22 protein-coding genes are annotated in these 25,499 nt (G+C 62.0%); 12 read left to right on the plus strand and 10 right to left on the minus strand.

What is annotated here, in order from left to right:
- The first annotated feature begins 9 nt into the window (after window positions 1-9).
- The 4 genes from RVAN_RS06330 to RVAN_RS06345 all read left to right on the plus strand — a co-directional run bounded on the left by RVAN_RS06330 (window position 10) and on the right by RVAN_RS06345 (window position 6,090).
- The gene (locus tag RVAN_RS06330) at window positions 10-1,656 is read left to right on the plus strand and encodes a caspase family protein (protein ID WP_013418924.1); all 1,647 of its coding nucleotides are present in this window, start codon (window positions 10-12) and stop codon (window positions 1,654-1,656) included.
- Window positions 1,653-3,137 (plus strand): DUF1986 domain-containing protein, encoded by a 1,485-nt coding sequence (locus tag RVAN_RS06335; protein WP_013418925.1) that lies wholly within the window; start codon window positions 1,653-1,655, stop codon window positions 3,135-3,137. The genes RVAN_RS06330 and RVAN_RS06335 overlap by 4 nt, the downstream gene beginning before the upstream one ends.
- 10 nt (window positions 3,138-3,147) lie before the next feature.
- Window positions 3,148-4,335, plus strand: coding sequence for a serpin family protein (locus tag RVAN_RS06340; protein ID WP_013418926.1), 1,188 nt, complete (start codon window positions 3,148-3,150; stop codon window positions 4,333-4,335).
- Between the two features lie 207 nt (window positions 4,336-4,542).
- A complete protein-coding gene (locus RVAN_RS06345) occupies window positions 4,543-6,090 on the plus strand; it encodes a tetratricopeptide repeat protein (RefSeq protein ID WP_013418927.1) in 1,548 nt (515 codons plus the stop codon).
- Window positions 6,091-6,460: 370 nt separating this feature from the next.
- On the opposite strand, the gene RVAN_RS06350 is transcribed toward RVAN_RS06345, so the two are convergent.
- Window positions 6,461-7,639, minus strand: a complete 1,179-nt coding sequence (locus RVAN_RS06350; RefSeq protein ID WP_013418928.1) for a tyrosine-type recombinase/integrase — start codon at window positions 7,637-7,639, stop codon at window positions 6,461-6,463.
- 294 nt (window positions 7,640-7,933) lie between these two features.
- On the opposite strand from RVAN_RS06350, the gene RVAN_RS06355 reads away from it, so the two are divergent.
- From RVAN_RS06355 to RVAN_RS20065, 3 genes are all read left to right on the plus strand, one after another.
- Window positions 7,934-9,196, plus strand: coding sequence for a L,D-transpeptidase family protein (locus tag RVAN_RS06355; RefSeq protein ID WP_041788473.1), 1,263 nt, complete (start codon window positions 7,934-7,936; stop codon window positions 9,194-9,196).
- Window positions 9,197-9,528: 332 nt separating this feature from the next.
- The gene (locus RVAN_RS06360; protein WP_013418930.1) at window positions 9,529-10,509 is read left to right on the plus strand and encodes a DUF5996 family protein; all 981 of its coding nucleotides are present in this window, start codon (window positions 9,529-9,531) and stop codon (window positions 10,507-10,509) included.
- 357 nt (window positions 10,510-10,866) lie between these two features.
- Entirely contained in the window at window positions 10,867-11,112 is a 246-nt protein-coding gene (locus tag RVAN_RS20065) for a hypothetical protein (protein WP_155942364.1), read from the plus strand.
- Between the two features lie 233 nt (window positions 11,113-11,345).
- On the opposite strand, the gene RVAN_RS06370 is transcribed toward RVAN_RS20065, so the two are convergent.
- From RVAN_RS06370 to RVAN_RS06385, 4 genes are all read right to left on the minus strand, one after another.
- Window positions 11,346-11,723 carry a hypothetical protein gene (locus tag RVAN_RS06370; RefSeq protein WP_013418932.1) on the minus strand — a complete coding sequence of 126 codons (378 nt, stop codon included), beginning with the start codon at window positions 11,721-11,723 and terminating at the stop codon, window positions 11,346-11,348.
- Window positions 11,724-12,419: 696 nt separating this feature from the next.
- Complete coding sequence (locus RVAN_RS06375; protein WP_049779243.1) at window positions 12,420-13,595, minus strand: patatin-like phospholipase family protein; 1,176 nt, start codon at window positions 13,593-13,595, stop codon at window positions 12,420-12,422.
- 262 nt (window positions 13,596-13,857) lie between these two features.
- Window positions 13,858-14,478 carry a methyltransferase domain-containing protein gene (locus tag RVAN_RS18755; RefSeq protein ID WP_013418934.1) on the minus strand — a complete coding sequence of 207 codons (621 nt, stop codon included), beginning with the start codon at window positions 14,476-14,478 and terminating at the stop codon, window positions 13,858-13,860.
- Entirely contained in the window at window positions 14,475-15,707 is a 1,233-nt protein-coding gene (locus RVAN_RS06385) for a hypothetical protein (protein ID WP_013418935.1), read from the minus strand. The genes RVAN_RS18755 and RVAN_RS06385 overlap by 4 nt, the downstream gene beginning before the upstream one ends.
- A gap of 240 nt (window positions 15,708-15,947) precedes the next feature.
- Between RVAN_RS06385 and RVAN_RS06390 the strand changes: the two genes are divergently transcribed.
- The 5 genes from RVAN_RS06390 to RVAN_RS06405 all read left to right on the plus strand — a co-directional run bounded on the left by RVAN_RS06390 (window position 15,948) and on the right by RVAN_RS06405 (window position 19,881).
- Window positions 15,948-16,514 (plus strand): sigma factor-like helix-turn-helix DNA-binding protein, encoded by a 567-nt coding sequence (locus RVAN_RS06390; RefSeq protein WP_013418936.1) that lies wholly within the window; start codon window positions 15,948-15,950, stop codon window positions 16,512-16,514.
- A complete protein-coding gene (locus RVAN_RS06395; RefSeq protein WP_013418937.1) occupies window positions 16,511-17,386 on the plus strand; it encodes a hypothetical protein in 876 nt (291 codons plus the stop codon). Before RVAN_RS06390 ends, RVAN_RS06395 begins: the two co-directional genes overlap by 4 nt.
- A gap of 146 nt (window positions 17,387-17,532) precedes the next feature.
- Window positions 17,533-18,393: a formyltetrahydrofolate deformylase gene (gene purU / locus RVAN_RS06400; RefSeq protein ID WP_013418938.1), complete on the plus strand. Its 861-nt coding sequence runs from the start codon at window positions 17,533-17,535 to the stop codon at window positions 18,391-18,393.
- A 196-nt stretch (window positions 18,394-18,589) separates the two neighbouring features.
- Complete coding sequence (locus RVAN_RS20070) at window positions 18,590-18,757, plus strand: hypothetical protein (RefSeq protein WP_013418939.1); 168 nt, start codon at window positions 18,590-18,592, stop codon at window positions 18,755-18,757.
- Between the two features lie 224 nt (window positions 18,758-18,981).
- Window positions 18,982-19,881, plus strand: a complete 900-nt coding sequence (locus RVAN_RS06405; protein WP_013418940.1) for a cation diffusion facilitator family transporter — start codon at window positions 18,982-18,984, stop codon at window positions 19,879-19,881.
- A gap of 33 nt (window positions 19,882-19,914) precedes the next feature.
- Here the strand turns inward: RVAN_RS06405 and RVAN_RS06410 are convergent, their stop codons facing one another.
- The 5 genes from RVAN_RS06410 to metX form a co-directional block, all read right to left on the minus strand.
- The gene (locus RVAN_RS06410; RefSeq protein WP_013418941.1) at window positions 19,915-20,835 is read right to left on the minus strand and encodes a TIM barrel protein; all 921 of its coding nucleotides are present in this window, start codon (window positions 20,833-20,835) and stop codon (window positions 19,915-19,917) included.
- A gap of 54 nt (window positions 20,836-20,889) precedes the next feature.
- Complete coding sequence (locus RVAN_RS06415; RefSeq protein ID WP_013418942.1) at window positions 20,890-21,798, minus strand: sugar phosphate isomerase/epimerase family protein; 909 nt, start codon at window positions 21,796-21,798, stop codon at window positions 20,890-20,892.
- Between the two features lie 171 nt (window positions 21,799-21,969).
- Window positions 21,970-23,172: a pyridoxal phosphate-dependent aminotransferase gene (locus RVAN_RS06420; RefSeq protein WP_013418943.1), complete on the minus strand. Its 1,203-nt coding sequence runs from the start codon at window positions 23,170-23,172 to the stop codon at window positions 21,970-21,972.
- Between the two features lie 440 nt (window positions 23,173-23,612).
- Window positions 23,613-24,272: a methionine biosynthesis protein MetW gene (gene metW / locus RVAN_RS06425; protein WP_013418944.1), complete on the minus strand. Its 660-nt coding sequence runs from the start codon at window positions 24,270-24,272 to the stop codon at window positions 23,613-23,615.
- Window positions 24,269-25,447 carry a homoserine O-acetyltransferase MetX gene (gene metX, locus RVAN_RS06430; RefSeq protein WP_013418945.1) on the minus strand — a complete coding sequence of 393 codons (1,179 nt, stop codon included), beginning with the start codon at window positions 25,445-25,447 and terminating at the stop codon, window positions 24,269-24,271. The genes metW and metX overlap by 4 nt, the downstream gene beginning before the upstream one ends.
- Between the last annotated feature and the right edge of the window lie 52 nt (window positions 25,448-25,499).

Consider the following 25,499-nt stretch of genomic DNA (forward strand, 5'->3'; position numbering starts at 1 on the left):
GAGGCGGTCATGCGCACATACAGGCGATTGTCGTTTGCATTCGCGGCGCTCGGGGCGCTCGTCTTCGCGCTAATCGCGGGCTATGGCGGCGCAGGCGCGGCGATCTTCGCACCGGGCGGCGGCACGATCCGCGCCCTCGTCGTCGGCATCGACGATTACCGCTATCAAAGGCCGCTGCAGGGCGCGGTGGCCGATGCAAAGGATCTGGACAGAACTCTAAAGGCGGCGAGAGTGCCGCCCGCCAATATCGCGCTTCTGCTCGACCGGGTGGCAAAGCGGCAGGCGATCGTCGATGCGATGGAACGCCTCCTTGCAGAAGCGCGCCCCGGCGATCTGGCGATCATCGCGTTTGCCGGACACGGCACCCGCATCCGGGAGATGTACGAGAACACGAAGCCCGATCACAAAGACGAGGCCTACGTGCTGGCGGACTTCGATGAGAATAATGCGTCCGACCGCAGCGAGTTGATTGCCGGACCTGAGATGAAAAGCTGGATCGGCGTTCTCGACGGCAAGGGCGTCGATGTCCTGTTCATCGCGGACACCTGCCACGGTGGCGGTATGACCCGAACGTTCCAGCCGGACAGCAATATCCTGACGTACCGGCAGATCGACCTTTCAAAGGAAGTGCAACTCGAGGCCACGAGCGTCGCGACCGTGCTCGACGCAGCCCGCGACGCGGCAAGCTTTCCCCGGCTCACTTTCCTCGCCGCAGCCGATCCTTCGCAGAAAGCGCCCGAAGTCAAAATCGCCGGGGAAGCCACGCGGCGCGGCGCTTTGAGCTACGCCGTCGCGCGCGCCATCGAAGGGGCGGCACTGCCCAGAGGGGCCGGGGCGCTTTCGCGCGGAGACCTTTTCGAATATGCGCGGCAACGAAGTCTCGAATATACGAACGGACAGCAGACGATCTTCACTACGCCGGGGGAAAAAGCGAAGCTCGGCGAGCCCGTGTTTCGCACGGCATCCGGCGGCGAGCCTGTGCCGACCCCGCACCGGTTGGACGCGCGACCGATCCGGGTGGCCGTCTCGAATGGCGACCTCGCCCTTCTTTCAAACGTGAAGAGCCGCATCGCGAAATTCGAGATCACCGAAGACAAGGCGAAAGCCGACCTTGTTTTCGTGCCTGAAAAACGCAAGGCCGTATCGGACGGCGATATATTGGCGGAAGACGTCAGCGCCGCGGACATTCCCGGCGTGGTCGACCGGATCTATGCTTCACGCGCGCTCACAAGGCTCACGGAAGACAGGTGGCAAAAGTTCCGCCTTGGGCCTGACAACAGCCTTCATCATGCGGGCGATTATGTGTCGCTCGAAGCCGACGATGCCCAGGGCAAGTTCGTGATCGTCTTCAACATCACCGGGTCCGGGCAGGTTCAGTACCTCTATCCGCCAGCAGGCGGCGGTAACTATCCGTTCGGTGGGACGACATGGTCGATGCAGGCTCCCGTGCGGGAACCCTTTGGAAGCGATCAGGTCGTCGCGATCCTGTCGAAGAAACGGCTTGCCGATCTCGAACGCTATCTACAGGACCACGACGGCAGCTTCATCGCCGGTACGCTTCCCGAACTGATACGGAACCATCTCGACCCGGAGCGCGACGTACGCATCGGTATGGCCACCATTGTGACGCAGCCGTGGAAGGGGATTGTGCGATGATCCGCAACCTTTTTGCTGCGGGCTTCTTATGTCTTGTTGCGCCCGCGCTTCTTGCGGCGGAACCGCTCATCTGGCGCGGCCTTGGGCCTGCCACCGAAAGAGCGGCAAAGGCATGCGGGCGCATTGTCGGAGGCACCTGCGCAGCGTCCGGCGACTGGCCTTGGCAGGTCGCGCTCTTCGTCAACAAGCGCAAGGAGAGCGATTTCAGCTTCGCATGCGGCGGTTCCATCATCTCACGAGATTGGGTTCTGACGGCAGCGCATTGCCTCACTCAGCACGGCGAAAGTCTGCGGCCTGATGCCGTCCTCGTGCTGGAGGGCTCACAGAAAAAAAACTCTGGGCGCAAAATAAAGGTCGAGCAAATCATCGTTCACGATGGCTGGAACGACGGAACCAAGGAGAACGACATCGCGCTGCTGAAGCTTGCAGCGCCAGCGAGATCGACACCCGTAGCTCTGGCGACGCCGCGCGACGCTGGCTACGAAACTGGAAGTGCCGTCGTTACCGGCTGGGGACTCCTTCGACCGCTCGATATCCTCCGCGACGAGAACGGCAAGGAGGTTCCCGGCAAATTTGTCGACGGGCTTTCACATGAGGTCATGTCCGTCGAGGATGCGAGAAAATTCGTGACCGACGAGCTCATGCAGGTGAACCTCCCTCTTGTGACGCTCGAAGCCTGCAAGGTCGCTCACAGGAATACGCGAGACGATAACGGTGTTTCACCTGTGATCGATAGCCGTGTCATTTGCGCCGGCGACGCCAAGGGAGGAAAGGATTCCTGTCAGGGGGATAGCGGCGGCCCGCTCGTGGCCAGGGGAGGGGTGGGCTGGGTCCAGATCGGCGTTGTGAGTTGGGGATCAAGTTGCGCATTGCCGGGGACCCCCGGTGCCTACACGCGCGTCGCGGCCTTCGAGGGCTGGATCAAAGCAAAAACAGGCATCGATCAGAGCGCGCCCTCCACAGACACGCAAACCGCGCTCGAAGATAATGCCGCGTTCAAGAATCCTGCTGGATTGTCGATTTCCTTCGTGCAGGGCAAGCATTTGAAGCCGGGCCGATCGGTTTACGCAGCAGTCAGTGCGCGGAAGCCAGGCTATCTCGCCCTGTTCAACCTCGGAGCCGATGGAAAACTGACGCGATTGTTTCCATCGGCTATGTCGCGCCGCTCGCCGACAAGCGAATTACAGCGCGTTCTGACGCCGGGGAAGACGTTGCTCGTTCCCGATCCGAAAGACCCGTATAGCGGCTTCGAATTTACTATCGACCCACCGGCTGGACCGGGGTGGCTGGTCGCTGTGCTGTTGGCCAGTCCCGCAGAAGAAATTGACTTCACTGACGAGCGCGCCGTTATCGAGGATCGCGCGAGCGCCATGTCCTACCTTTCCACCATCGCCAGAGCGATCAACCGCGATATCGAGGTCTCGCAGAAGGGACCGGAGACGACATCGATCGCCGTATTCGACTACGAGATCCTTCCGTGAGGGCCGTGACATGACCGACGCGCCGCTTCACCGCCGCACCCTTTTGCGAGCCGCCGCCCTCCTGGCCGCATCGAGCGCCTTCGAGACCTCCATGTTTTGCGCCGCGAAGGCGGAGACGCCAGCCGCCAGCTCCTTGCCATCCCTGGCGGCTTCGCAGGCCGCTTTTGCGTTCAAGCTCGCGAAAGCGCTTGAAACGGATAGGAACGCCAATGTCGTGTCGTCGCCCGCGAGTGCGGCGGCAGCGCTTGCCGTGATTGCGCTTTTCGCGGATGAGCAGTTAACGCAATCCATCGTCGCCGCTCTCTCGCTTCAGCCAAACAACGGACGGCGGGATCTCGACGCGCTTCTCCTAGCCGCGAAACCTACCGAAGCCGGTCCGCTTGCCCTTGCCAATTCGCTCGCGCTCGATGCGTCGCTCAAGCCATCGGCAAGCCTGCTCGGCGAATTTAAACAGGCGCATGTGAAACTGTTCGATGACAAGGCGCTGGATGATGCGGCCCTTGCACATATCAACGGCTGGGTGAGCGAGGTCACGCACGGCAGAATACCCAAGCTCCTCGAAAGCATGCCAGACGGCGCTGTCTTGATCGCGCTGAACGCGCTGCACTTCAAGGACCGGTGGCAAACCGCCTTCGATCCGGCAAAGACCGAGCCGAAAGCCTTTATGCGGCTCGACGGTTCGACAGTTGAGAAGACGTTCATGCACTCCGGTCCTCGCAGCGCGTTGTTCCGCTCCGATGATCGTTTTATCGCCGCGCGACTGCCGTTCGCGACGGCACGCTTCGCGCTGACGGTGATCACGACGAAACGCGAGCCGGCGCCGCTTAAGGATTTCGAGCCTGTTGCGGCATGGCTTTCCGGTGACGGCTTTGAGCGGGGCGAAGGACAGATCGCGATCCCGCCGCTCGCCTTGTCGGCTCAACTGGAGCTCAAACCAGCGCTGAACGCCCTCGGTCTGAAAGACGACGGGCTCATCGGCTTCTCAGGGCGCCCGCCCTCGATCACCGCCATCGCGCAGCGCGTGGACTTTACTGCCAATGAGGACGGCGCGGAAGCTGCCGCTGCCACTGCCGTCATCGCCAGCCGCTCGGCAAGCACGCGATACACAAATTTCATCGCCGACAAGCCGTTCCTGTTGGCGCTCAACGACCGCACCACGGGCCTCATTCTCTTGTCGGGCTATGTCGCGACGCCGTAAGGGAAGGCGAACCGGCCGGATCGGACATCGGGACGACGAAGCCAAGGATTTGCCGGAAATCGAAGCCTGGCTGACCGGAGACGCGGTGCACGAAGGGGGGGGCCGCCGAACCTCGGCGCTTTCCCGCGCCGAGGCCGCAGGCAGGCGCTGGCGCGCCGATCCATCCCGATATAGAAATTGAAAGAACTGTGACGGGCGGAGGGGGATATGCGCGCGTTGTTTCTGGCTGTGGCGCTGATGGTGACGGGAAGTGGTGCGGCGTGGGCGGATACGAAGGCCGATTGCGAGTCGGGGAGAGATGACGACCATTCCCTCCGTGCCTGTACGCTGATCATCGACGGGAAGGCGACGGGAAACAAGGTAGTCGCCTATATAAAGCGTGGCGACGTCTACGTCTACGGCGATGACAAAAAATATGACCTCGCCATAGCCGACTACAGCAACGCCATTCGCTTAGCCCCCAAAGATTATTCTGCTTATTATCAACGCGGCTATGCGTATGCGATGAAAGAAGAACGCGACCGCGCAATAGCAGATTATAGTGAAGCCATTCGAATCTATTCAACAAACAACGGTATCTACTACAGACGCGGCATTGTTTACAAAGAGATGGGGGACTTGGATCGCGCACTTGCCGACTTAAATGAAGCCATTCGCCTTGAGCAAGACAGTAGCAATTACACGGAGCGTGCTGAAATCTACGCGAAAAAAGGCGAACTCGATCGCGCCATCGCCGATTATAGCGAGGCCATTCGCCTCAATCCGAAATACGACAATCTTTATAAATGGCGTGGTGAAATCTACGAAAAAAGGGGTGACCTGGACCACGCTATCGCTGATTTCAGCAAAGTCATCAGCCTCGATCCGAAATACGATTCTTATTATCGAGCACGTGGCGATATCTACGAGAAGAAAGGCGATTACGACCGCGCCATCGCCGACTATAGGGAAGCCGTTCGCCTCGATCCGAATTACTCCACCGCGCGCAAACGCCTCGCAGCCATAGAACAGGCTGCAAAGGATGCGCAAGCTGCGCCCGCGCCCGCACAAACCCGCCCCCTCGGCCGCCGCGTCGCGCTCGTCATCGGCAACAGCGCCTATGACGCTGTGACCACCCTGCCGAACGCGCGCAAGGACGCCGAGGCCATCGCTTCGAAGCTCGGCGCGCTCGGCTTCGCCGTCACCGCGAAATACGACCTGCCGCTCGCCGGAATGAAACAGGCGCTCGCCGCCTTCGAGACCACGGCGCGGGATGCGGACTGGGCGCTCGTCTATTACGCAGGCCACGGCATCGAACTGAAGGGCGAGAACTGGCTGATCCCGAAGGACGGGCAGCTTCTGCGGGACAATGACGTTCCCGATGAGACGGTTTCGCTCAACCGCGTGCTCGACCGCATGAAGCGCGCGCGCTTCCGCGTCGTGCTGCTCGACGCCTGCCGCAACAATCCCTTCCTGCCGCGCATGGAGATGGGAACCGCCACGCGCGCAGTGGACCGGGGGCTCGGGCGCATCGAGCCGGGGCGCGGCGAAGTAGTCTTTTATGCCGCCCAGGCCGGAACCTTGGCGAGCGACGGCGACGGCGCGAACAGCCCCTTTGCGGCGGCGATCCTAAGGCATATTGGCGAAGACCTAGAACTTAACCGCTTCTTTCGCAGGGTAACGAGCACGGTGCAGACCGCAACGAAGGATGCGCAGCAACCCTTCGTCTACGGTAGCATTCCGGATGAGGACTTCTACTTCAAGCCGCCGAAATAAGAACCTACGCGGTCGCCAAGGCCACATAATCCCGAGTCGTGCGCGCTGTGTTTTAAAACTCCCAAACAACGAGTCTGTCCATGGCGCATGAGTTGATCCCGACGAACACCAGTTCGATCGGGTTGAGAGCGGAAACAGGACGGCATAAAGAGGGGCCTCGCCCCGGCTCCGCGGATCGCCCTGTGCCGGCATCGGGATTGTCCATGACCGCTATGCTACCGGGTCTCATGACGGACCAGTGTTCGTATAGGCGTGGAAGCACTCACCGTTGATCGGGCGGCGAAGACGCCCCCGCAGCGCCCCAAGTAATGTCCGCGTCCGTCGCCGCCGGGTATCTACAAATGGGCGCCCATGCCGATAAGCCCCCGCTTCACCTTTTTCTCCATCCGTCCACGAGGTTGGACCAGTCCTGCATCATCGAGACCCTCTCGTTCCAATAAAGAGTGCGATTGTAGGCCCTTCGGACGGCATTTTTCTCGACGTGGGCAAGCTGCATTTCGATCACGTCGCTCCGATAGCCGCGCTCGTTCAAGATCGATGACGCGCTCGAACGAAAACCGTGAGGGGTCATCCTCCCCTGATACCCAATGGACTTCATTGCCTTCCTGAGAGTCCCATCTCCGAGCACACTCTTACCCACGTGAGCTGAGACAAAGATGTAATCTCCCCTACGGAATTTCGCCATGTCGCGGAGGATTGCGCGTGTCGAGGCTGTCAGGGGGACATCATGAGGTCGTCCCATCTTCATACGCTCTTCGGGGATGCGCCAGACGCCATCTTCTAGGTCAATCTCCGACCATGTGGCGAAACGAAGCTCGACGGTTCGAACGAAGGTGTGAGCGAGGAACAGCATTGCAGCCCTCACGTTCGGGGAACCTTCGTAGGTATCAATCCGCCGCAACAGCGGTGCAAATGTCTGTTCGCTTGTCACCGAAGCCCGGTTCTGAACTCGCCAACTCTTAAGCCGACCGCGAAGTACGACGGTTGGATCGGTCGGAGCACGGTCGCTCAACGCCGCGAGCTGGAACACCTTACCTATAAGGGTGCGGGCGCGATGGGCCATGTCGACTTGCCCTCTATCCTCGATAGATTGCAACGCTTCGAGGATTTCGTGCGGACGGAGTTCTGCTATGGGACGCCTGCCGAGAAGCGGATACACCTTCTTCCGCAGAATATGTGAGTTCGCACGAACGGTCCCCTCCGAACGATCTCGTGCGAGGGAGGCGAGATACTCCTCCGCTACCGCCTCAAAAGTGTTCGCCGCCGCTACCTTGGCCTTGGCGACCTCGACCTGCTTTCGATAGGACGGGTCCACACCCTCAGCTAGAAGTCTCCTTGCTTCTGCACGCTTGTCGCGCGCCGTCGATAGAGCGATGTCGGGGTACTTCCCGATGGCAAGGGTTTTGTTCTTACCGAGATGGCGATAGTTCAAGCGCCATAGCTTCGAGCCGTTAGGCCGAACAAGGAGATAGAGACCGTCTGCGTCGGAGAGCTTGAAATCGCGCTCTGTTGGCTTCGTGGTGCGGATCTTCAAATCGCTCAGAGCCATAATCGATACCTTCAATAATACCTCGACTTCGGGTGCGCTTGGACGGTACAACGCGGGATTACACGGGACAAGTCACTTTAAACGGTTGTCAGATTTCATTGGATTTAAAGGCTTTTGGGAGTAATTGGGACAGCGCGGGAATACGGAGCCGTTGACCTCGGCCCAACGGGAAAATAACCCCGTTATAGACATAATTCGGTGGCACGTAGCGCATTAAGGTTACCGGCAAATCGCGTTGCGTTTGCTTTCAAATTGAGTGCTGGAGACGGGATGGGGATGATGAAACCGAGGGTCATGGCTGCTTTCGTTGCGGCCGCCTTCATGGTTGTCGTTGGGTCTTTCGGAGCGGACGCTCAGCGCAGGGGAAGCTCGATCGACGATTGGCTCGGCTTTGACCAGTCCGACGATTCCTGGGAACAGCCGATGCGAGATCGCGCCTTTCAGCGTGAGTGGGAGACGCAGCCCGAACGCGGCTTCCCGACCCTCGCCAAGGAAAATATCGCCACCACGAAGACTGCGATCAAGCAATATGCCGAGATCGTCGCGCGTGGCGGCTGGCCGCAACTTCCGCCAATCGAACTTCGCACCGGGATGAGCCATCCGGCTGTCGTCCAGCTCCGCACACGTTTGCAGGTCACGGGCGATCTTCAGGCCTATGGCGGCTATCCGGAGGTGTTCGACTCCTATGTCGAGCAGGCTGTGAAGCGGGCGCAGGAGCGTCATGGCATTCCGCCCACGGGTTTTCTCGACCAGACGACGATTGAGGCCCTTAACGTCCCCGCTAGCGCGCGGCTGCGCCAGCTGCGCACCAACCTCGCGCGGCTCCAAAGCCTCGTGCCGGGTACGCCCGCCGGCAAATATGTGATCGTGAACATCCCGGCGGCGCAGATCGAGGCTGTGAACAACAATCAGGTCATTTCCCGACACGCGGGCGTGGTGGGCAAGCCGGACCGGCCGTCACCGCTGTTGAACTCGGCAATCGAAGAAATCAACTTCAACAAGGAATGGGTGGTGCCGCCCACCGTGTTGAAATACGACCTCGTGCCGAAGGGCCGTGGCGGTCAGGATGTGCTCGCGAAGTACAAGATCGACGCGTATGCAACCCACGAAGACTATCAGAAGGGCAAAAAGCTCGACGCGTCGCAGATCGACTGGTCGTCGGACGCGCCGCTCCGTTACTTCTATGTGCAAGCGCCCGGCGACGAGAACCCGCTCGGTTTCGCGAAGATCAACTTCGCAAGCCCGCAGGGCGTCTATATGCACGACACGCCCGGCCAGAGCGTGTTCCAGAGGAGCTTCCGCGCCGACAGTTCGGGCTGCATTCGCGTGCAGAACATTCACCAACTCGTGGCTTGGCTGCTCGAAGACAATGGCTGGTCGGTGCAGCAGGTGCTTCGCATGAAGCAGTCGGGCGAGCGTCTGTTCGTGCGGCTCAAGAAGCGCGTTCCGCTGTACTGGACCTATATTACGGCCTGGTCCACACCAGATGGAACCGTGCAGTTCCGCCGCGACATCTACCGCAAGGACGGCGTGGAGGCGATTGCCTCGGCCTACTAAGCTTGTTGGCAGCCGGGAAGGCTTCTCAAATCGAACCGCCGGGCACTCGCCCGGCGTTTTCGTTTTCGACGCTGCCATCCGTTTCCGGTCTTGAGCGTCCAGACCTCGATCTCCGCGCGCGCGTCCGTCTGCCCCGCCGCTGATGGCGCCGGATCGCCTTCGCCACCCTTTTCGCATCGCTGCGGGCACAAGATCGCGTCTCGTTTGTATGACTCTACGCGGCCGCCGCGAACATTTACCCGCATCTGGTTCGCGCCTCGAAACGCAACTTCGACACTGGCGCTTTCCGGCCGGGGGCCGCAATGGCTCGGAATGCGCACCCGGAGAAACGCATGGATTCGCCCTCGGCATCGACGTCGCGCGACTGGCCCGACATTCCCTACCCCGAATGGAAGGACACCGCCGCCACGCTGCAACTGTGGATGCAGATCGTGGGCAAGGTGCGACTCGCGCTCACGCCTTGGCTGAACCATTCGTGGCAGGTGCCGCTTTACGTGACATCGCGCGGCCTCGACACCTCCCCGATTCCCTATGGCGCGCGAACCTTCGACATCGCCTTCGACTTTCAGGACCACGTCCTCACCATCGCGACGAGCGAGGGCAGCCGCCGCGAGCTGAAACTCGAACCGCAAACGGTCGCCGACTTTCAGGCGCGGCTGATGGAAACGCTGGGCAGCCTCAATATTGCGGTGAATATCTACGAGATCCCCTCCGAAATTCCGAACGCCATTCCCTTTCGCGACGACCGCATCCACCGCGCCTACGACCGCGACGCCGCGCACCGCTTCTGGCGCGCGCTTGTCCAGGTGGACCGCGTGTTCAAGCTTTTCCGCACCGGTTTCATCGGCAAGTGCAGCCCCGTGCATTTCTTCTGGGGCAGTTTCGACCTCGCGGTGACGCGCTTTTCCGGGCGACGCGCGCCGCTGCATCCGGGAGGCGTGCCGGGCGTCTCCGACGACGTGACGCGCGAAGCCTATTCGCACGAAGTGTCGAGTGCGGGCTTCTGGCCCGGCGGCAACGGAATCGATTACCCCGCCTTTTACTCGTACGCCTACCCGACGCCGGACGACTTCAAGCGCCAGCCGGTCGAGCCGGACGCGGCGTTTTTCAGCGAAGCGCTTGGCGAGTTTCTGCTCCCGTACGACGCTGTAAGGACAGCGGCTGCCCCGGATTCGACGCTTCTCGTCTTTCTGCAGAGCAGCTACGAAGCGGCGGCGACAACCGCCAGATGGGACCGCGAGGCGCTCGAATGTCCACTGGGGCAACCGGGAGTACCGCGTCCGCTCGATGGACGTCGCCACTGGGCAGCGTGATCGGGGCGAGATGGGCGAGCCGACTGTCGCGGTGCCGCAGTCGGCGGGGGCAGCCAACTGGCGAGCGCGCCAGCATCCGGCAATCGTTAAAATCACCCGCATTCGCGCAGACATTCCTCAACATCGCACGCCTAGCATCGAACCGAGCGGCCGCCGCGCGTCTGAGGAGGGTTGTGGGCAGAAGCTGCCACGCTGAAGGCAGGAGCCCCGTGTTCGAGCGAACGCATATGAGTCGCTCCGATCTGGCCGCAGGCGGCACGACGCGGCATCGCTCAACTGTTTGGATCTAGCCCGGAGGGCAATATGGACCGGAAATGCTTACACGTCCTTGGACTTGCCTTGACCACGGGACTGGCGATGGCGGCTTTTGCAGGCGGCTCGGCCGCGCAGGAGCGAGGTCGCATCAACGACGGACAGCCGCTGCGAATCGAGCAGGAGCCCAATAGTCTGAATGAGCCAAACCCGGAAGCAGGTGGCGTCATTGACGTCGACGAGCTGCTCGGCGTCGCCCCCGCAAGGAAGACGCCCGAGGATTTGGAAAGGGAAAAACGGAGCGCGAACCAGCATCCCCGGCATAAGGAAAAGAGCCCGGAGGGGCGTTAGCTTTTTCGCATCCGTAAACACGAAATTGCTATCGCGCATTCTCCACGAAACCCCCTCATCTCCGCTCAAACGGACTGTGAGCCGGTTTCTGCGAATGGCCTCACGAGCGCGGTTTGGAGCGGCTGTGCGCCCGCCTTCGCACGCGCGCACCGCGGGATGAAAAGCGTAGCCGACACTGGACAGGAGCTGTTCGACGCGAACGCCCCCGCCAACGATTTTCCAACACGCAGGCCTCAGTGCGCCAGCGCATAGCCTCTCGACGCTTTGATGCGCTTCGCCAGAATTTCGGCGAACGCCAGTACACCGACGCCGGTAATAATGTGGGCGATGTGCACGAGCTTGGCCATCTCGATATCGACAATCCCCTGCTGGTAGATGCCGATTGCCGGCGTTGCAGCCGCGACGATCGCGGCGAGGATGGCGACTACGGTGGCGCGCGAGAAGCCCTGAATTGCAAGCAGAACCAGCGAGAGGGCCGCGATACCGCCCGCGATCTTATGCGCGAGCAGCGGCACGCCCTCGACCGGCAGATATTTGCCGAAGAACGCCGCTCCAAGGCCGAGCGCGATAAGGCCGCCGAGGCGGACCAATATGATGAGAACCGTTGTCATGTCACTTTCCCTCGAAAGAGCAGGCCGCATCGACGCGACGAGTCGCGGATGCTGTGTGCACGATTAGGCGCAAATCATGGTGAAGACGAGCGGCAGCGGCGTCGCAGTCGATGGCGGCGGCGGGGTTGTTCGGCGTCTCGCCCACGCCGCTTCGTAAAATTGGCCGGGAAATAGCAGCCTTCCTGTAATCCGCCGACTGCAAGCTGAGACCAGAACCTCACCGGGTGAATGCCATGTCAGCCGGCAGCGCCGCGATCTCGGCTCTCCGCGGGATGTCAGCGGGCTTTTCGAAACAACGCGCGCGGCTCGCGGATTTGGCGAGGCGGTCGCAACCGTTTCCGTAACGGAAGATGGATTAATGGAAAACCGACCGAAGCAGCATCGATGGCTCACCGCGACGCTCGCCCTTTTTGCCCTATTCGGTGCGGCGGTCTGCGGACCGAGGCACGCCGTCGCGCAAAGCCCCGACGGCCGAATTGGCGGTGGTGCCCCTATTGCGGTCGAACCTCCGCCGGATGTGCGTGGGCCGCTTCCCAGCAATCCGGCACCGCCGTTGCAGGTTGAGCGCACACCGAACCGGCTCGGCACTCCGCCAAGCGCTGTCGAGAGGCCGCGCACCGGTCTGTCGGCACGACGGAAAAACCGCGCTCGCCGATAGCGGATCGAGCGACGTCGCCCCGCGCCCGCCAGAGACCGCTATTGAATCGCGGCGATGGTCGCGCGCGGCTTCAACCCATTTCCCGGCAAAGGCACGGACAGCAGCCAAGGCTGAACAGATCGCGCCTTGTCGTAGCCGTAGCGAAACAGCGTCTGCATGTACGGCGCGTTGAATCCGGGTTGCAAGCCGGGCATCGTCTTCAGAAGATCGTCGAACCCCTTGTCGATGAAGGTCAGGTGGAAATGGCCCGGCCCCACATACGAAGTCGCCGCATAGAGCGTGCCCTTGGCGCTTGCCTTGATGAGGGTTGAAAACGCGCGGGGCACCTCGGACAGGATGCCGGATTCCACCACTTCGAACTCGGGCGAGAGGCGGTTGTTGATCACCACCCACAATTTTGCGGGAGTGCCCTTCGGCGTCGAGAGGCCGCGCCCCGTCGCGAAGACAACGTCCGGCAGGATGAAGACCTGCGTTGTCGCGCCGCCGTCGATGTGCATTTCGCGGAAGCGGCGGCCGTTTGCCTGAACCTCGATATAGGTCGGACCGAAAACGCCGGGGATGCTTGCAGAGGCGACGAGCACATCGCGGAACAGATCGCGGTACTGCGGCCCGGCGGCGGCGATGGCGCCCATATCCCAGACGACACCGCGCTGCGCGTCGAGGTTGGTCGTCACGACAAAAAGACGGCGGCCCTTGGCGTGTTCGGCCGCGACCGCGCGCAGAAGTTCGAAGTCGACGAAGGCATCCACCAGTTCGACAAGAGACTGACGGCGCACCTCGGCTGTGCCGAGCAGCGAGAACACGCCGCCAAGGTCTCCGAGAAACTGCGCGGCGGTGCCCGCGAAGGCTTCCTGAAGCCGCGCGTCGTAGGCCGGTCCGAGAAATGCCAGCGGCGCGATGAGTGCGCCTGCGCTGACGCCCGTCACGATGGCGAATTTCGGCCGCGTTCCCGTTGCCGTCCATCCATTGATGACGCCCGCGCCATAAGCGCCATCATAGGCGCCGCCGGAAAGGGCGAGCACGTCGAAACTGCCCGTCGAGGAAATGGCTCCCGACAAGGCGGTGCCGCGCACGAATTCGCGCAGTTCCGCGTCGCTGCCGTCTACCCAGAAGCGCGCGTTCGGAATGCCGGGAATCTCGGCGATGGCCTGTTCCTGCGCGGTAAATGGCTCGCGCGGAATATAGGCGCAGGCGGCGAGCAGAAACGCTGCCACGAAGAGCGCAAACGACTGTCGCGCCGCGACCGCTAAACGGCCCCGACGTTGCGCATCCCGGTTAAAGCCCATCCGCTTCCCTCTTGCACATAACGTATTCGAGCACGTTTTTTCCACCCGCCAGCCCGAAGCGTCAACAAGACAGCTTCCCTTGCGGAGGATTTGCCCCGTCACCGTTGCCCGGATGCAACCGTAACGGGTTGCTCACGGATGCGTGTGCAATTGCTGGTGGTCAACGAGAGGCACGTCGGCCGCCTCGTTTTCAAAGATAGGATCTCGGTGCAAAGGCGATGATAAAGAGCCACTCGGCATGCGCGCGCGAGGTCCGCGCCTCGCTCACACTCCAGGAAGCGAAACCGGCATCGGCAAGAAGCGGCTCCAAGTCTTGCCGCTCCCAATAACAAAAGAACCTCGGCGCGCCGATTTTCTCGCTCGACCAGGATTCGCCTTGGCCTTTCTTCAAGCTGAATGCGAAACGTCCGCCATCCTTGAGCGAACGCGCCATCTTCTTCAGAACGTAGGTGAACTCGTGTCTCGCAAAATGCAGCAAGACCGCGTTGGCGAGGATGAGATCGTATCGATCCGTCAATTCATCGGTCAGCACATTGAAGTGCCGCGCAGCCAGCCCCTTCGCTTTGAGTTCCGCCAGAAAACCGGGCACGGCGTCGGTGCATTCGATCTCGAATCCGTTCGAGGCAATGTAGGCGGCGTCGCGTCCGAAGGCGCTTCCCAATTCGAGAATGCGCGCTGTGTCGGGAAGGCCAGAGAGGGCCGCATCGATCCAGTCTTTCGCCTCGCCGCTCACCGTCTGCGCGGTCCCGGCGACATAGTTCCGGACGCGGGCGTCATAGGATCGCAAGGTTTCGCGGTTCGAGTCGCTCATTCCAAGGCCTCTCCCTCATTCTTCGACCGGTAAACCGCAACCGGCACGGGCGAGAACAGCCGCGTCTTCACCTCGCTCGCGAACGGCAGCGGCACCTTATCGAACAGCTCCATCTGCTCGCGCCCCTTTTCACGACCGGCGTTCTCGAAAATGAGCCAGATCTCGCGCGGGTCGAGGTGCAACGACGCGGATATGTAACTGAGGATGATGTCGATATGGCCGGTCGGAAGCGCGTCGGGGAAGAACAGCACGGAGGGCTGCGATGGGATCAGCAGGCCGTCGCGGTCGCCACGCAGCGCGCGCACGTCGCGGCAATCGAGCCAGGAGCGCGGGTATTGCGCGAGGTTCATTTCGAGGACTTCGCAGCCCTCGGTGTCGAAGGCGTACCCCGCCGCGTATTCGAAATTCCGCCGCGCCGCCAGAAGAAGCGTGCGACCGTTGCCCGCGCGGAAATCGAGGAAGGCATGGCGCTTCAGATCGCGGGGCAGCGCGGAAAGCGCCCAGTCGAGCACCTTCTTCGGCATCGGCCCGCGATAGACGAATTCCTTTTCGATGCCCTTTTCGCCCTCGCTCACCGCATAGACTTCGAGCGGCGGCGTCTTGCTGAACAGAAGCCGCTCCGTGTGCCGGTCGAACACATGCCGGTGTACGAGGCAGAGAAGCGCGAGACGCCTGCGTCGCCAGTCCTTGAGGCGCATGCGCCGGGACAATGCCGCGCCAGTATCGGTGGCAGCGCGTCGGCCGCTCGCGGCGAGATGCCCGGCCACGCGCGTCGAACGGTGCAGCCGCTCGGCCGCCGATATCCGAAGCCCGCGCACGTTCTCCTTCGCTCGGCGCAGAAAGGAGCCGCCCGGTTCCGGCGTCACATCGACCGCGTCCGGCACAGCGGGAGAGAGGGAGCCTGGCGGCGGCAAGATCTCGCCCTCCAGGATGTGCGGCGCCGCGCTTTCGTTCGAGGGCGCTTGCCGTATCTGCTCGCGCGCGCTGTGCAGTTCTTCGATCAGCCGCGAATGGATCGCTTGAGGTGCTGGGCGCGGCGGCGGCGGCGGCTCGTCGGGAACATGCGTCTCGATGCGGTCGGCAGGCTGCGCGCGGCCCCGGATCACCTGTTCCAGGGCTTCGGCAAGCGGGTCGGGCTTCGCGGCAGAGGGACCGCCGAAGCCATAGGCACCGCGGTCAGCCCTCGAAAACTTGCTCAGACGCTGGTTCTCGGAGTCGTCGTCCGTCATGCCCGCCCTGCCGCGATAAAGTCCGCGAACGGCCTTGAGCCGTCGCCGTAAACGCACGGATCATAGTTTTTTCACGACTTCGGCGATAAAGGCAATTGCCGTGAGCAACGAAATCGCCCGAAACCCGAAGCGGCCTTACGTTGTAGTGGCGGCTGTTGTCATTTTACCGCGCGTCAACCTTTCCGTGCCATTATCGGAAAGAGTAACGGTTCTTTCAATTTGTAAAGGAGGCCGCGTATCATGGCGAACTTCGGGCAGAGTCAGAGCCGCGCGCGCGACGGTCTTCTCGCGGCGGCACCGCGTCTTTACAAGTTCGCGCTGGCGATCACCGCCAATGCCGACCTCGCCCAGGCTCTCCTTCGCGGCGCGCTCAAAAGCCTGCAAAACCGGAAGGATTGGCGCGAGGACGACCGCGATCATCTGACGGAGGCCTTCCGCCGCATCTATGCGCTGTGGAACACGAAGCTTGCCGAAGATCCGAACCTTCAGAAGAAATACGTGCCGGATGCCCGCCTTTTCGGCGCGAGCCTCCTGAAGGGATCGCTTGCCGGCAACGCCCATTTCGCAAAATTCATCTCAAGTTTGCCGTCGCAGCAGAGGGCGGCTCTTTACCTCGTTTACGGCGAGGGTGCGTCCTATGACGAAGCCGCCGACGCCGTCGGTCTTCCGGTGCTCGGGCTGATGAAGTACCTCGCGCGCGGCCATGTGGCGCTTTCGCATTGGCTCGATACGCGCGGGCTCTCGGATAAGGCCCGGCAGAGCGACCTTGAAATCGATCCGTCGATCATCAGGGAGCGTGCCGCATGACGCAACTCTCCGACGAATTTCTTCTCGCCTATCTCGACGGGCAGCTTGAGAAGTCCCAGGCCGCCGAAGTTACGCAGCTTTCGTCCGTCAATGCCGAGGTGTCGCGCCGCATCGCGCGGCTGAAGCGCACGCAGGCGCAACTCATCGAGACGTTCGGCGCCTTCGCCCGTGACGAAATCGCCGTGCCGAAAGCCGCGCTTCAGACCGGCGACCCCGACGCGCAGGCCCGTCCGCAGCGCGCGGCGTCGCAAGCCGTGGCCCGACCCGCGGCGGCGGCCTCCACGTCGACGCAGCCCGCCGCCGCGCGGCAGATGATCTTTGTCGCGGCCGTCTTCCTCGGCGGACTGCTGGGCGGTTACGGCGCAACGCTGCTCGCCGGCGATCCCGCGCCGCTTCCCCCGAAAGACACCGATCGGCCCGCCTCGGCGGTGATCGCCCCGACGGCATGGCCGACCGACATCGCGCGGTTCCACAGCTACTTCCCGCGCGAGACGCTGACGCCCTACCCCGACGCCATCGCGAACCCGGAGCTTATCCGCTTCCAGCTCTCCAAGATCACGGGGCGCGCGCTGACGCCGCCCGATTTCACCCGGCAAGGCTATACGCTCTATCGCGGCCAGACGTTCAACTACCGTCAGGACCGCATGATGCAGCTCACCTATTCCTCGAAAGCCGAGCCGCCGATCACCTTCTACGCCCTCCCCGGCACCGAAAGCGGCGACAACGCGGTCACGGTTCAGACAATCGGCTCGCTCAAGGGCGTGAGTTGGGTCTTCGATCGCGTTCGCTTCTTCATTACGTCGGACAGGAGCGAGGAAGATTTGAAGGTGCTGGCTGCGGTCGCGCAAAGCCAGATGACGCCGAAGCGGTAACCGAGTCGGATTTACCGCAGGCCGATCTAAAGTTGCGCGGAACGCCATGCACTGCGGCGTTAAGCTGCGCGAACGGTGCTTCTTCCGCTTTCCTCGCGAGCGGAGTATGAAGGAGGTGTTAACCGGCCACACCTCAAGAGTTCTCCATGTCCTTCCAGAAGCCAGCGTTCGTTCTGACCCTGTCCTGCGCCGATCAATCGGGCATCGTCGCCTCCATCGCCGGGATATTGGCCGAGCACGGATGCAACATCACCGATAGCGCGCAATTCGGCGACGTGAAGTCCAACCGCTTTTTCATGCGCGTCTCTTTCTCCGCGCCGGACACGATGGACGAGGCGGGCGCGGAACGCATGCTGAAGCCCGTGGTCGACCGATTCAAGATGACCACGCGGCTGCATCCTGTAGCCGAACGCATGCGGGTGCTGATCCTCGTATCGAAATTCGGGCACTGCCTGAACGATCTGCTTTACCGGCACCGTGTCGGCGCGCTCCCGGTCGAAATCCCGGCCATCGTGTCGAACCATCGCGATTTCTACCGCCTCGCGGCAAGCCACGACATCCCGTTCCATCATCTGCCCATGGCGGCCGATACGAAGGAAAAGCAGGAGCACAAGCTCGCCGAGATTATCGAGGATGAGAAGATCGATCTCGTCGTGCTCGCCCGCTATATGCAGGTGCTGTCCGAAGACCTCTGCCGCACGCTCGAAGGGCGCGCGATCAACATCCATCATTCGTTCCTGCCCAGCTTCAAGGGCGCGAAGCCCTATCATCAGGCGCATATGCGCGGCGTGAAGCTGATCGGAGCCACGGCACATTACGTCACGCCCGCGCTCGACGAGGGGCCGATCATCGAGCAGGAAGTCGCCCGCGTGGATCATTCGATGTCGATCGAGGATCTTGTGAACATGGGTCGCGACGTCGAGAGCCTCGTTCTCTCGCGCGCAGTAAAGTGGCATGTGGAACACCGTATTTTGGTCAATGGCAACCGGACCGTCGTTTTCCGGTGAGAAACGACAAGAATAGCGCGGTGATCTTGACTGGGGTCATAGCACCCCCACCCGTCGCCATGGAAAGAATGACTTAAAGCGACGACATCCGATAAATTCTTTTATGTTTTTATATGTTAAGACTGAACAGATTTTTTGTTCCCGCACACCGATAACGACTCTATATTCAGCTCATCGTATTGTGAATGGTGATGCCATGAAAAAGATTGATAGTCTTATTGTCGACATCCAGTCGGTCATCGAAAAGCTCACGGGAATAAACGCCCGCCTTCAGGAAATAAAGGATGAGAACGAAGCAATCGAAAGAGCAAGGGACAAGCTGCGTAGCCAGAAAACCGTTAAGAAAAACTCGAACGAGAACTGAATTATATAACTACCTCTAGTTTGGCCAGCGCACCGGTGCTGTTTCAAATCTATGATACCCGCGCCGCTCGGCCGGGCTTGTCTACCTGAATGCCATGCTTCCCGGCATGCCCGGGGCCTTGGTCGTGCAGCATTTTTCGCTTGTAACGACCGCGCCGAACCTGCTCTGTGTGGGCCTTGGAGGCGCGACCTGACGACGCGCGACAGGTGACGAGGTCTCATTCCATGATTGCCCTCAGCCGCTATGCGCTCCAGAGCGCCGGGGTGGCGGCGTTCGTTCTCGCGCTGAAATGGCTCGCCGCCGTGCTTACGGGGTCGGTGGCGCTGTGGTCCGACGCGCTTGAGAGCATCATCAATGTCGTGGTAGCCGCCGTCGCCTATTTCGCGCTGCGGCTCAGCGCGAAAGGAGCGGACGCCAATCATCAGTTCGGGCATTACAAGGTGGAGTATTTCTCCGCCGTGCTCGAAGGCGCGCTCATCGCCGTAGCGGCCATTGCGATTTTCCGCGAAGCGACCGCCAGCTTCTTCGATCCGAAGGCGCTCGATGCGCCGATCCTCGGCCTTGCGATCAACGGCGTCGCCACGGTCATCAACGCCGGCTGGGGATGGCATCTGACGCGCATCGGACGCCGCGAGCGCTCGCCCGCCCTGTATGCCGACGGCCAGCACGTATTATCCGACGTTGTTTCGTCGATCGGCGTCATCCTCGGGCTCATCGTCGGCGTCCTGACCGGCTGGCTCTGGCTCGACGCGATCATCGCGGCCTGCGTCGGCGGGTGGATTCTCATGGCAGGCTGGCGGCTCATGAAGGACAGCGTCGGCGGTTTGATGGACGTGGCCGCCGATCCCCGCACGCTCGCCGCCATCAAGACAACCATCGGAGCGCAGGCGAACGGCGCGCTCGAAGCGCATGATCTGCGCACGCGCGCCGCCGGCCCTGTCACCTTCATCGAATTTCATCTCGTGGTGCCCGCGACCATGACGGTAAGCGCCGCGCACGACATTTGCGACCGCATCGAAGCTGCCCTGAACAAGGAGGTGCCGGGTGCACGCGTTACGATCCATGTCGAGCCGGAAAATAAGGCGAAGCATGCGGGGATAAAGACGCGCTCTATGCGCGCGTAAAGACGGCACACTTTCCGTTCAGCACCTACGGCGTTACCCCTCGAAGCGGCTGTGCTGTGCTCGCTCGTACGTGGCGGCCAGATCGCGCGCGCGGGCCACGCCATCCGGCAACGCAAACCGATATTGCGCCGACAACTCCAGCAGGAACAGAGCGTCCGGCAGGAAAGCCAACTCGTCCATCAGGCTTGGCCACGGCAGCTTTCCCCAGCCGAGCGGCAGATGCAGGTCGCCGAGGCCATAGGCGACGCGCTCGGACGGCACGAAGATGGGCATATCGGCGGGATCGGCGAAGCAGTCGTGCAGGTGGAGATGCGCCGACGCGCGGCCGAGCGTCCCGGCCTCCGTTATGAAATCTGCACCGTCGGCGGCGCAGGCGAGCGCCGCATGCGCGAAGTCGAGGCAGCCCGTCACGTTCGGATGCGCGATAGCCGCAATCTCGCGTGCGATCTGCGACGGAAGCGGCGCGATCCGGCCGCGATCGGGCACATAGATGTTTTCAATGGCAAGGCTCATGCCACCCCGCGCCGCGACATCGGCAAGCGCGCGAAACACGTCGCGCTGGCGGGCGTAGGCTGTCTCGATCTGCCCTTCGTCGGCGCGTGCGATATGGCCGGTGTGCATGACGATGCGGTAGACGCCAAGCTCGGATGCTGCGGCGATGGCCGCTTCCGCAACGATCCGGTGACGGGCGAGGAGGTCCGGCGAGTCCATCGCGTTGACCCCCACCGGGCCATGCGCCGTAAATGCAAACGGCCTCGCCCCGATGGCGTGCGCCAGCCGCTTCATCTGATCGGGCAGCAAACGGCCGCCCGCGATGATATCGAGCGCGAACAGCGGCAGTTCCACGACGCCGACGCCCAGTTCCTCGGCGAGATCCAGATTGCGCCGGAGCGCCTCGAAATCGGGGTCTTCGCATGCCGCGCTCGCGAACCCCACCCCGCCAACGATTGCCATCGCGCGCTCCTCCGCTTCCGAATCCGCAAACGATAGCACGGAGGCGCGACTGGTTCAGGCGTTCGCGCGACCGGCCTTGTAGACCTCGATCATCTCGTGCATCTCGCGCACGCTGTCGTCGAGCGCGTACCAATAGCGCGGCGGCAGTTCGAGGTTGAAGATGACGTCCGGGCGGAAAGTGAAGCGCTTCATCATCTCCTGCCACGGCAGGTTGCCCCAGCCGATGGGCGCATGCAGATCGCCGATGCCATAGGCGAGCCGTTCGGCGTCCGAGTAGGTGCGGAGCTTCGTCGGATCGCCGAACGAATCATGAATATGCAGGTGGATCGCCACGCGCGCGAGCGCCTCGGCTTCCGCCAGAAAATCCGCCCCCTGCGCCGCGCATGTGATCGCACCATGCGAGAAGTCGAGGCATGCCAACACGCTCGGATGACCGATGGCCTCGATCTCGTGGGCAAGGCGCGACGGCAGCGCGGTCGTCTCGCCCTCTGCCGTCGCGAAGACATTCTCGACGGCGACGATGATGCCGTGCTCGGCGGCGACATCACCGAGCTTTGCGAAATAGTCCCGCTGGTTGCTATAGGCCGCTTCGATTGCCCCTGTGTCGTTCATCTTCATGACGCCGGTGTGGAAGACGACATGCGCCGCGCCGATTTCGGCCGCCGCCTCCACGCTCGCGCGCGCCACGTCGAAGTGACGCTCGGAAAGTTCGCGCTGCATGAAGTTCACCGCGATTGGCCCATGCGCCGTATAGGAGAGCGCGCGCGGTCGCAGCGCTTCCTTGAGGCGGCGCATCTGGCTCTGGATGACGCGTCCGCCCGCAATCAGATCCATCGCGAAAATCGGGATTTCTACGAAATCGACGCCGAGTTCCTGTGCCTGATCGAGATTGCGCCGCAGGATTTCAAATTGATAGTCGTCTCGAACCGCACTCGAGAAACCGGCTCCACGAACAGCCGCCATTTTTCACCTCTTCCTTTTGGCGCGAAAAATTACGCCGCGCCTGCGAAGCGATGATGACACGGCGATGGGGCGGAGGAGTGGCGCAACCTGCGCGTGGTCTGGCGCGATGACGCGCGCAAAAAAAGGCCGGGCGAGCCCGGCCTTGCTAGCGTTTTTCGCTCGACGGCGCTGCTACTTGAGGCTTGCGCAGAAGCGCTGGATGCGGCGGCCAGCTTCCTCAAGCTCCTTCGCGGATGTCGCGTAGGAGATGCGGAAATAAGGCGAAAGCCCGAAAGCCGCGCCGTGGACAACCGCCACGCCCTCGTCTTCGAGAAGCGCCGTTACCACGTCTTCGTCGTTCTCCAGCACCTTGCCGCCGGGCGTCTTCTTGCCGATCAGCCCCGCGCAGGACGGGAAGACATAGAACGCGCCTTCTGGCGTCGGGCAGGTGATGCCTTCGGCGTCGTTCAAGAGCGACACGATGAGGTCGCGCCGCTGCTTGAAGTTCTCCGCGCGCACGGGCAGGAAATCCTGCGTGCCGTTCAGCGCCTCGACGCTGGCCCATTGCGAAATGCTCGTCGGGTTCGACGTCGTCTGCGACTGAAGCGTCGTCATCGCCTTGATGAGCGCTTCGGGGCCGCCACAATAGCCGATACGCCAGCCGGTCATCGCATAGGCCTTCGACACGCCGTTCACGGTGAGCGTGCGGTCGTAAAGCTTGGGCTCGACCTCGGCGGGCGTCGTGAACTTGAAGCCGTCATAGACAAGGTGCTCGTACATGTCGTCGGACAGCACCCACACCTGCGGATGACGCAGCAGCACGTCGGTCAGCGCCTTCAACTCGTCGCGCGTATAGGCCGCGCCCGTCGGGTTCGACGGATGGTTGAAGATGACCCACTTCGTCCTCGGCGTGATGGCCGCTTCGAGCGTCTCGGGCGACAGTTTGAACTTCGTGCCGATGCCCGCTTCCGCAAACACGCAGGTGCCGCCCGCGAGCAGCACGATGTCCGGGTACGACACCCAGTAAGGCGCGGGGATCACCACCTCGTCGCCGGGGTTCAAAGTCGCGACCATGGCGTTGAAGATGACCTTCTTGCCGCCCGGCGCCGCCATGACCTGGCTCGGCTTGTAGTCGAGGTTGTTCTCGCGCTTGAACTTGGCGCATATCGCCTGCTTCAGCTCGGGGATGCCGTCGACGTTCGTATATTTCGTCTTGCCGTCGCGGATGGCCTTGATGGCGGCTTCCTTGATGTTGTCCGGCGTGTCGAAATCGGGCTCGCCCGCGCCGAGGCTGATCACGTCCTTGCCCGCCGCTTTCAGCTCGCGCGCCTTGGATGACACGGCGATGGTGGGCGAGGGCTTAACGCGAGCAAGCGCGTCGGACAGGAAGGCCATTATCTTTCTCCAGAAATACGGGAATGCGCACGGCAAACTATGCCTCTCGGGCAAGACGCGCAAGAGCGGTTTCCTTTGCCAAGCCCGGTTCGTGACTTAGGATGAAAGCATCGCCCCGCCCACCGAAAGGTAGAACACACTTTTCTGATGTAGCCCGTCCTCATTTGCTCTTTACATCGGAAAAGTTCGATGACACCCTTAACCCATGAGCAATGCAACGAAAGGAGGTGATCCGATGTCGAGTGGGATTTCAGCGCTGGAGCCACAGCTTGTGCGTGTCCTGACGTCGTTGGAGCAGCCTCCGGCGAATGCCTGATGCGTCATAGCGTTGCGCCATTGCATGGCGCAACGGGCTGTGTGACAGCCTATCTCACGGCCGCGAGGAAGCGACACCTCGCGGCTTTTTTGCGTCCGCCGTCCGGGCGGCCCACCAAACGCCCTCAGCCTTTGTCTCCCGCCGTCAGCAGGAATACCGCCTGCTGCGCGACGATGTTGTGCATGAAAGCTGGAACACGACTGCCGAGCGGTCGCCCGTTCGGCGACAGCGCGAAGGAGCGCTCGACCCGGGCGCCCGCCACATCGCACAACTCGCGAAAATCCGCGATGGTGCAGAAATGGATGTTCGGCGTCTCGTACCACGCTTCCGGCAGGTTCCAGGTTACGGGCATGCGTCCGTTGAACAGGATCTGCGTGCGGATGCGCCAGTGCCCGAAATTCGGAAACGAGACGATCACATGGCGCGCGATGCGTAGCAGTTCCTGAAGCACCTCCTTCGGGCGCGTGGTCGCCTGAAGCGTCTGCGATAGGATCGCGTAGTCGAAGGCGAGATCGGGATAGTTAACGAGGTCGTGGTCCGCGTCGCCCTGGATCACGGACAGACCCTTCGCCACGCAGAAATTCACGCCGGATTGCGAGAGTTCGATGCCGCGCCCGTCCACATTCTTCTTTTCTTCGAGAAGCTTCAGCAACTGCCCGGTGCCGCAGCCGACATCGAGCACGCGCGCGCCGTCCTCCACCATGCCTGCGATGAGCAGAAGGTCGATGCGGTGTTGCACCGCCTGCGCCGAGGCAAAAGTCGCGCTGTCTTCATAGGCCGTCATCTTGCCCTCCGGGCCGCCGGCAGGCCGCGCTTCGCGCGCGCGGATTCGAGGAAGCCGCGCACGGTGTCGAACAACTCCGGCTCATGCAGCAGAAACGCGTCGTGGCCCTTGTCGCTCTCGATCTCGACGAAGCTCACATTCGCCGCCACCGCGTTCAGCGCCTGTACAACGGCACGGCTCTCACGCGTTGGATACAGCCAGTCGCTCGTAAACGACACGAGGCAGAACCGCGTCTTCGTGCCGGTGAAATTGTTCGCAAGCACGCCATCGCAGTCGGCCGCAAGGTCGAAATAATCCATGGCGCGGGTGATATAGAGATAGCTGTTCGCGTCGAAACGATCGACGAAGCTGATGCCCTGATATCGAAGGTAGCTTTCCACCTGGAAATCGGCGTCGAAGCCGAAAGTGACCTTCTGCCGATTTTGAAGGTTGCGGCCGAACTTCCGGTGCAGCGCGTCATCGGAAAGGTAGGTTATGTGCGCTGCCATCCGCGCCACCGCGAGGCCCTTTGCCGGGTTCGTGCCGTCCTCAAGATAACGGCCGCCGCGCCATTCCGGATCGGCCATGACGGATTGTCGGCCGACCTCGTTGAACGCGATGTTCTGCGACGATTGGCGCGCGGCGGTTGCGATCGGCATCGCGGAAAAAACGCGTTCGCCGTAGCTCGCGCACCATTCGAGCGCCTGCATGCCCCCCATCGAGCCGCCAAGCACGCAGAAAAGCTCCGAGATTTCGAGATGATCGATCAGCCGCGTCTGCGCTCGCACCATGTCGTCGATGGTGATGACGGGGAAGTCGAGCCCCCACGGCTTGCCAGTCGCGGGGTTGATCGATGCCGGGCCGGTCGAGCCCATGCATCCGCCGATCACGTTCGAGCAGATGACGAAATATCGCGTCGTATCGACCGGCTTGCCGGGCCCGACGAGCGTCTCCCACCAGCCGGGCTTTCCCGTCATCGGGTGCCGGTCGGCGACGTGCTGATCGCCCGTCAGCGCATGGCAGACGAGAATTGCGTTGGTTTTGTCCGCGTTCAGTTCGCCATAGGTCTGGTAAGCGATCTGGAAGGTTTCGAGCGAACGTCCGCAATCGAGCGGCAGAGGCTCGCGGCTTTGGAAAAGCTGACACGCTAACGGAATTGTCCGGTACTCGCTGCCGGTAACAAGCAACCTGCTCATTTGGGAAACGGCCTAACCCTCTCGACGGACGGCCGACCGTTAACGCGCCGGA

The sequence above is a fragment of the Rhodomicrobium vannielii ATCC 17100 genome, from assembly GCF_000166055.1.
Lineage (GTDB): Bacteria > Pseudomonadota > Alphaproteobacteria > Rhizobiales > Rhodomicrobiaceae > Rhodomicrobium > Rhodomicrobium vannielii.

Coding starts and splice junctions, on each gene's coding strand:
- metX (WP_013418945.1), bottom strand. CDS start 25,447: ATGAGCAGGTTGCTTGTTACCGGCAGCGAGTACCGGACAATTCCGTTA.
- metW (WP_013418944.1), bottom strand. CDS start 24,272: ATGACGGCCTATGAAGACAGCGCGACTTTTGCCTCGGCGCAGGCGGTG.
- RVAN_RS06345 (WP_013418927.1), top strand. CDS start 4,543: ATGCGCGCGTTGTTTCTGGCTGTGGCGCTGATGGTGACGGGAAGTGGT.
- RVAN_RS06415 (WP_013418942.1), bottom strand. CDS start 21,798: ATGGCGGCTGTTCGTGGAGCCGGTTTCTCGAGTGCGGTTCGAGACGAC.
- RVAN_RS06360 (WP_013418930.1), top strand. CDS start 9,529: ATGGATTCGCCCTCGGCATCGACGTCGCGCGACTGGCCCGACATTCCC.
- RVAN_RS06330 (WP_013418924.1), top strand. CDS start 10: ATGCGCACATACAGGCGATTGTCGTTTGCATTCGCGGCGCTCGGGGCG.
- RVAN_RS06420 (WP_013418943.1), bottom strand. CDS start 23,172: ATGGCCTTCCTGTCCGACGCGCTTGCTCGCGTTAAGCCCTCGCCCACC.
- RVAN_RS06405 (WP_013418940.1), top strand. CDS start 18,982: ATGATTGCCCTCAGCCGCTATGCGCTCCAGAGCGCCGGGGTGGCGGCG.
- RVAN_RS20065 (WP_155942364.1), top strand. CDS start 10,867: ATGGCGGCTTTTGCAGGCGGCTCGGCCGCGCAGGAGCGAGGTCGCATC.
- RVAN_RS06355 (WP_041788473.1), top strand. CDS start 7,934: ATGGCTGCTTTCGTTGCGGCCGCCTTCATGGTTGTCGTTGGGTCTTTC.
- RVAN_RS06350 (WP_013418928.1), bottom strand. CDS start 7,639: ATGGCTCTGAGCGATTTGAAGATCCGCACCACGAAGCCAACAGAGCGC.
- RVAN_RS06340 (WP_013418926.1), top strand. CDS start 3,148: ATGACCGACGCGCCGCTTCACCGCCGCACCCTTTTGCGAGCCGCCGCC.
- purU (WP_013418938.1), top strand. CDS start 17,533: ATGTCCTTCCAGAAGCCAGCGTTCGTTCTGACCCTGTCCTGCGCCGAT.
- RVAN_RS18755 (WP_013418934.1), bottom strand. CDS start 14,478: ATGAGCGACTCGAACCGCGAAACCTTGCGATCCTATGACGCCCGCGTC.
- RVAN_RS06395 (WP_013418937.1), top strand. CDS start 16,511: ATGACGCAACTCTCCGACGAATTTCTTCTCGCCTATCTCGACGGGCAG.
- RVAN_RS06390 (WP_013418936.1), top strand. CDS start 15,948: ATGGCGAACTTCGGGCAGAGTCAGAGCCGCGCGCGCGACGGTCTTCTC.
- RVAN_RS20070 (WP_013418939.1), top strand. CDS start 18,590: ATGAAAAAGATTGATAGTCTTATTGTCGACATCCAGTCGGTCATCGAA.
- RVAN_RS06410 (WP_013418941.1), bottom strand. CDS start 20,835: ATGGCAATCGTTGGCGGGGTGGGGTTCGCGAGCGCGGCATGCGAAGAC.
- RVAN_RS06385 (WP_013418935.1), bottom strand. CDS start 15,707: ATGACGGACGACGACTCCGAGAACCAGCGTCTGAGCAAGTTTTCGAGG.
- RVAN_RS06335 (WP_013418925.1), top strand. CDS start 1,653: ATGATCCGCAACCTTTTTGCTGCGGGCTTCTTATGTCTTGTTGCGCCC.
- RVAN_RS06370 (WP_013418932.1), bottom strand. CDS start 11,723: ATGACAACGGTTCTCATCATATTGGTCCGCCTCGGCGGCCTTATCGCG.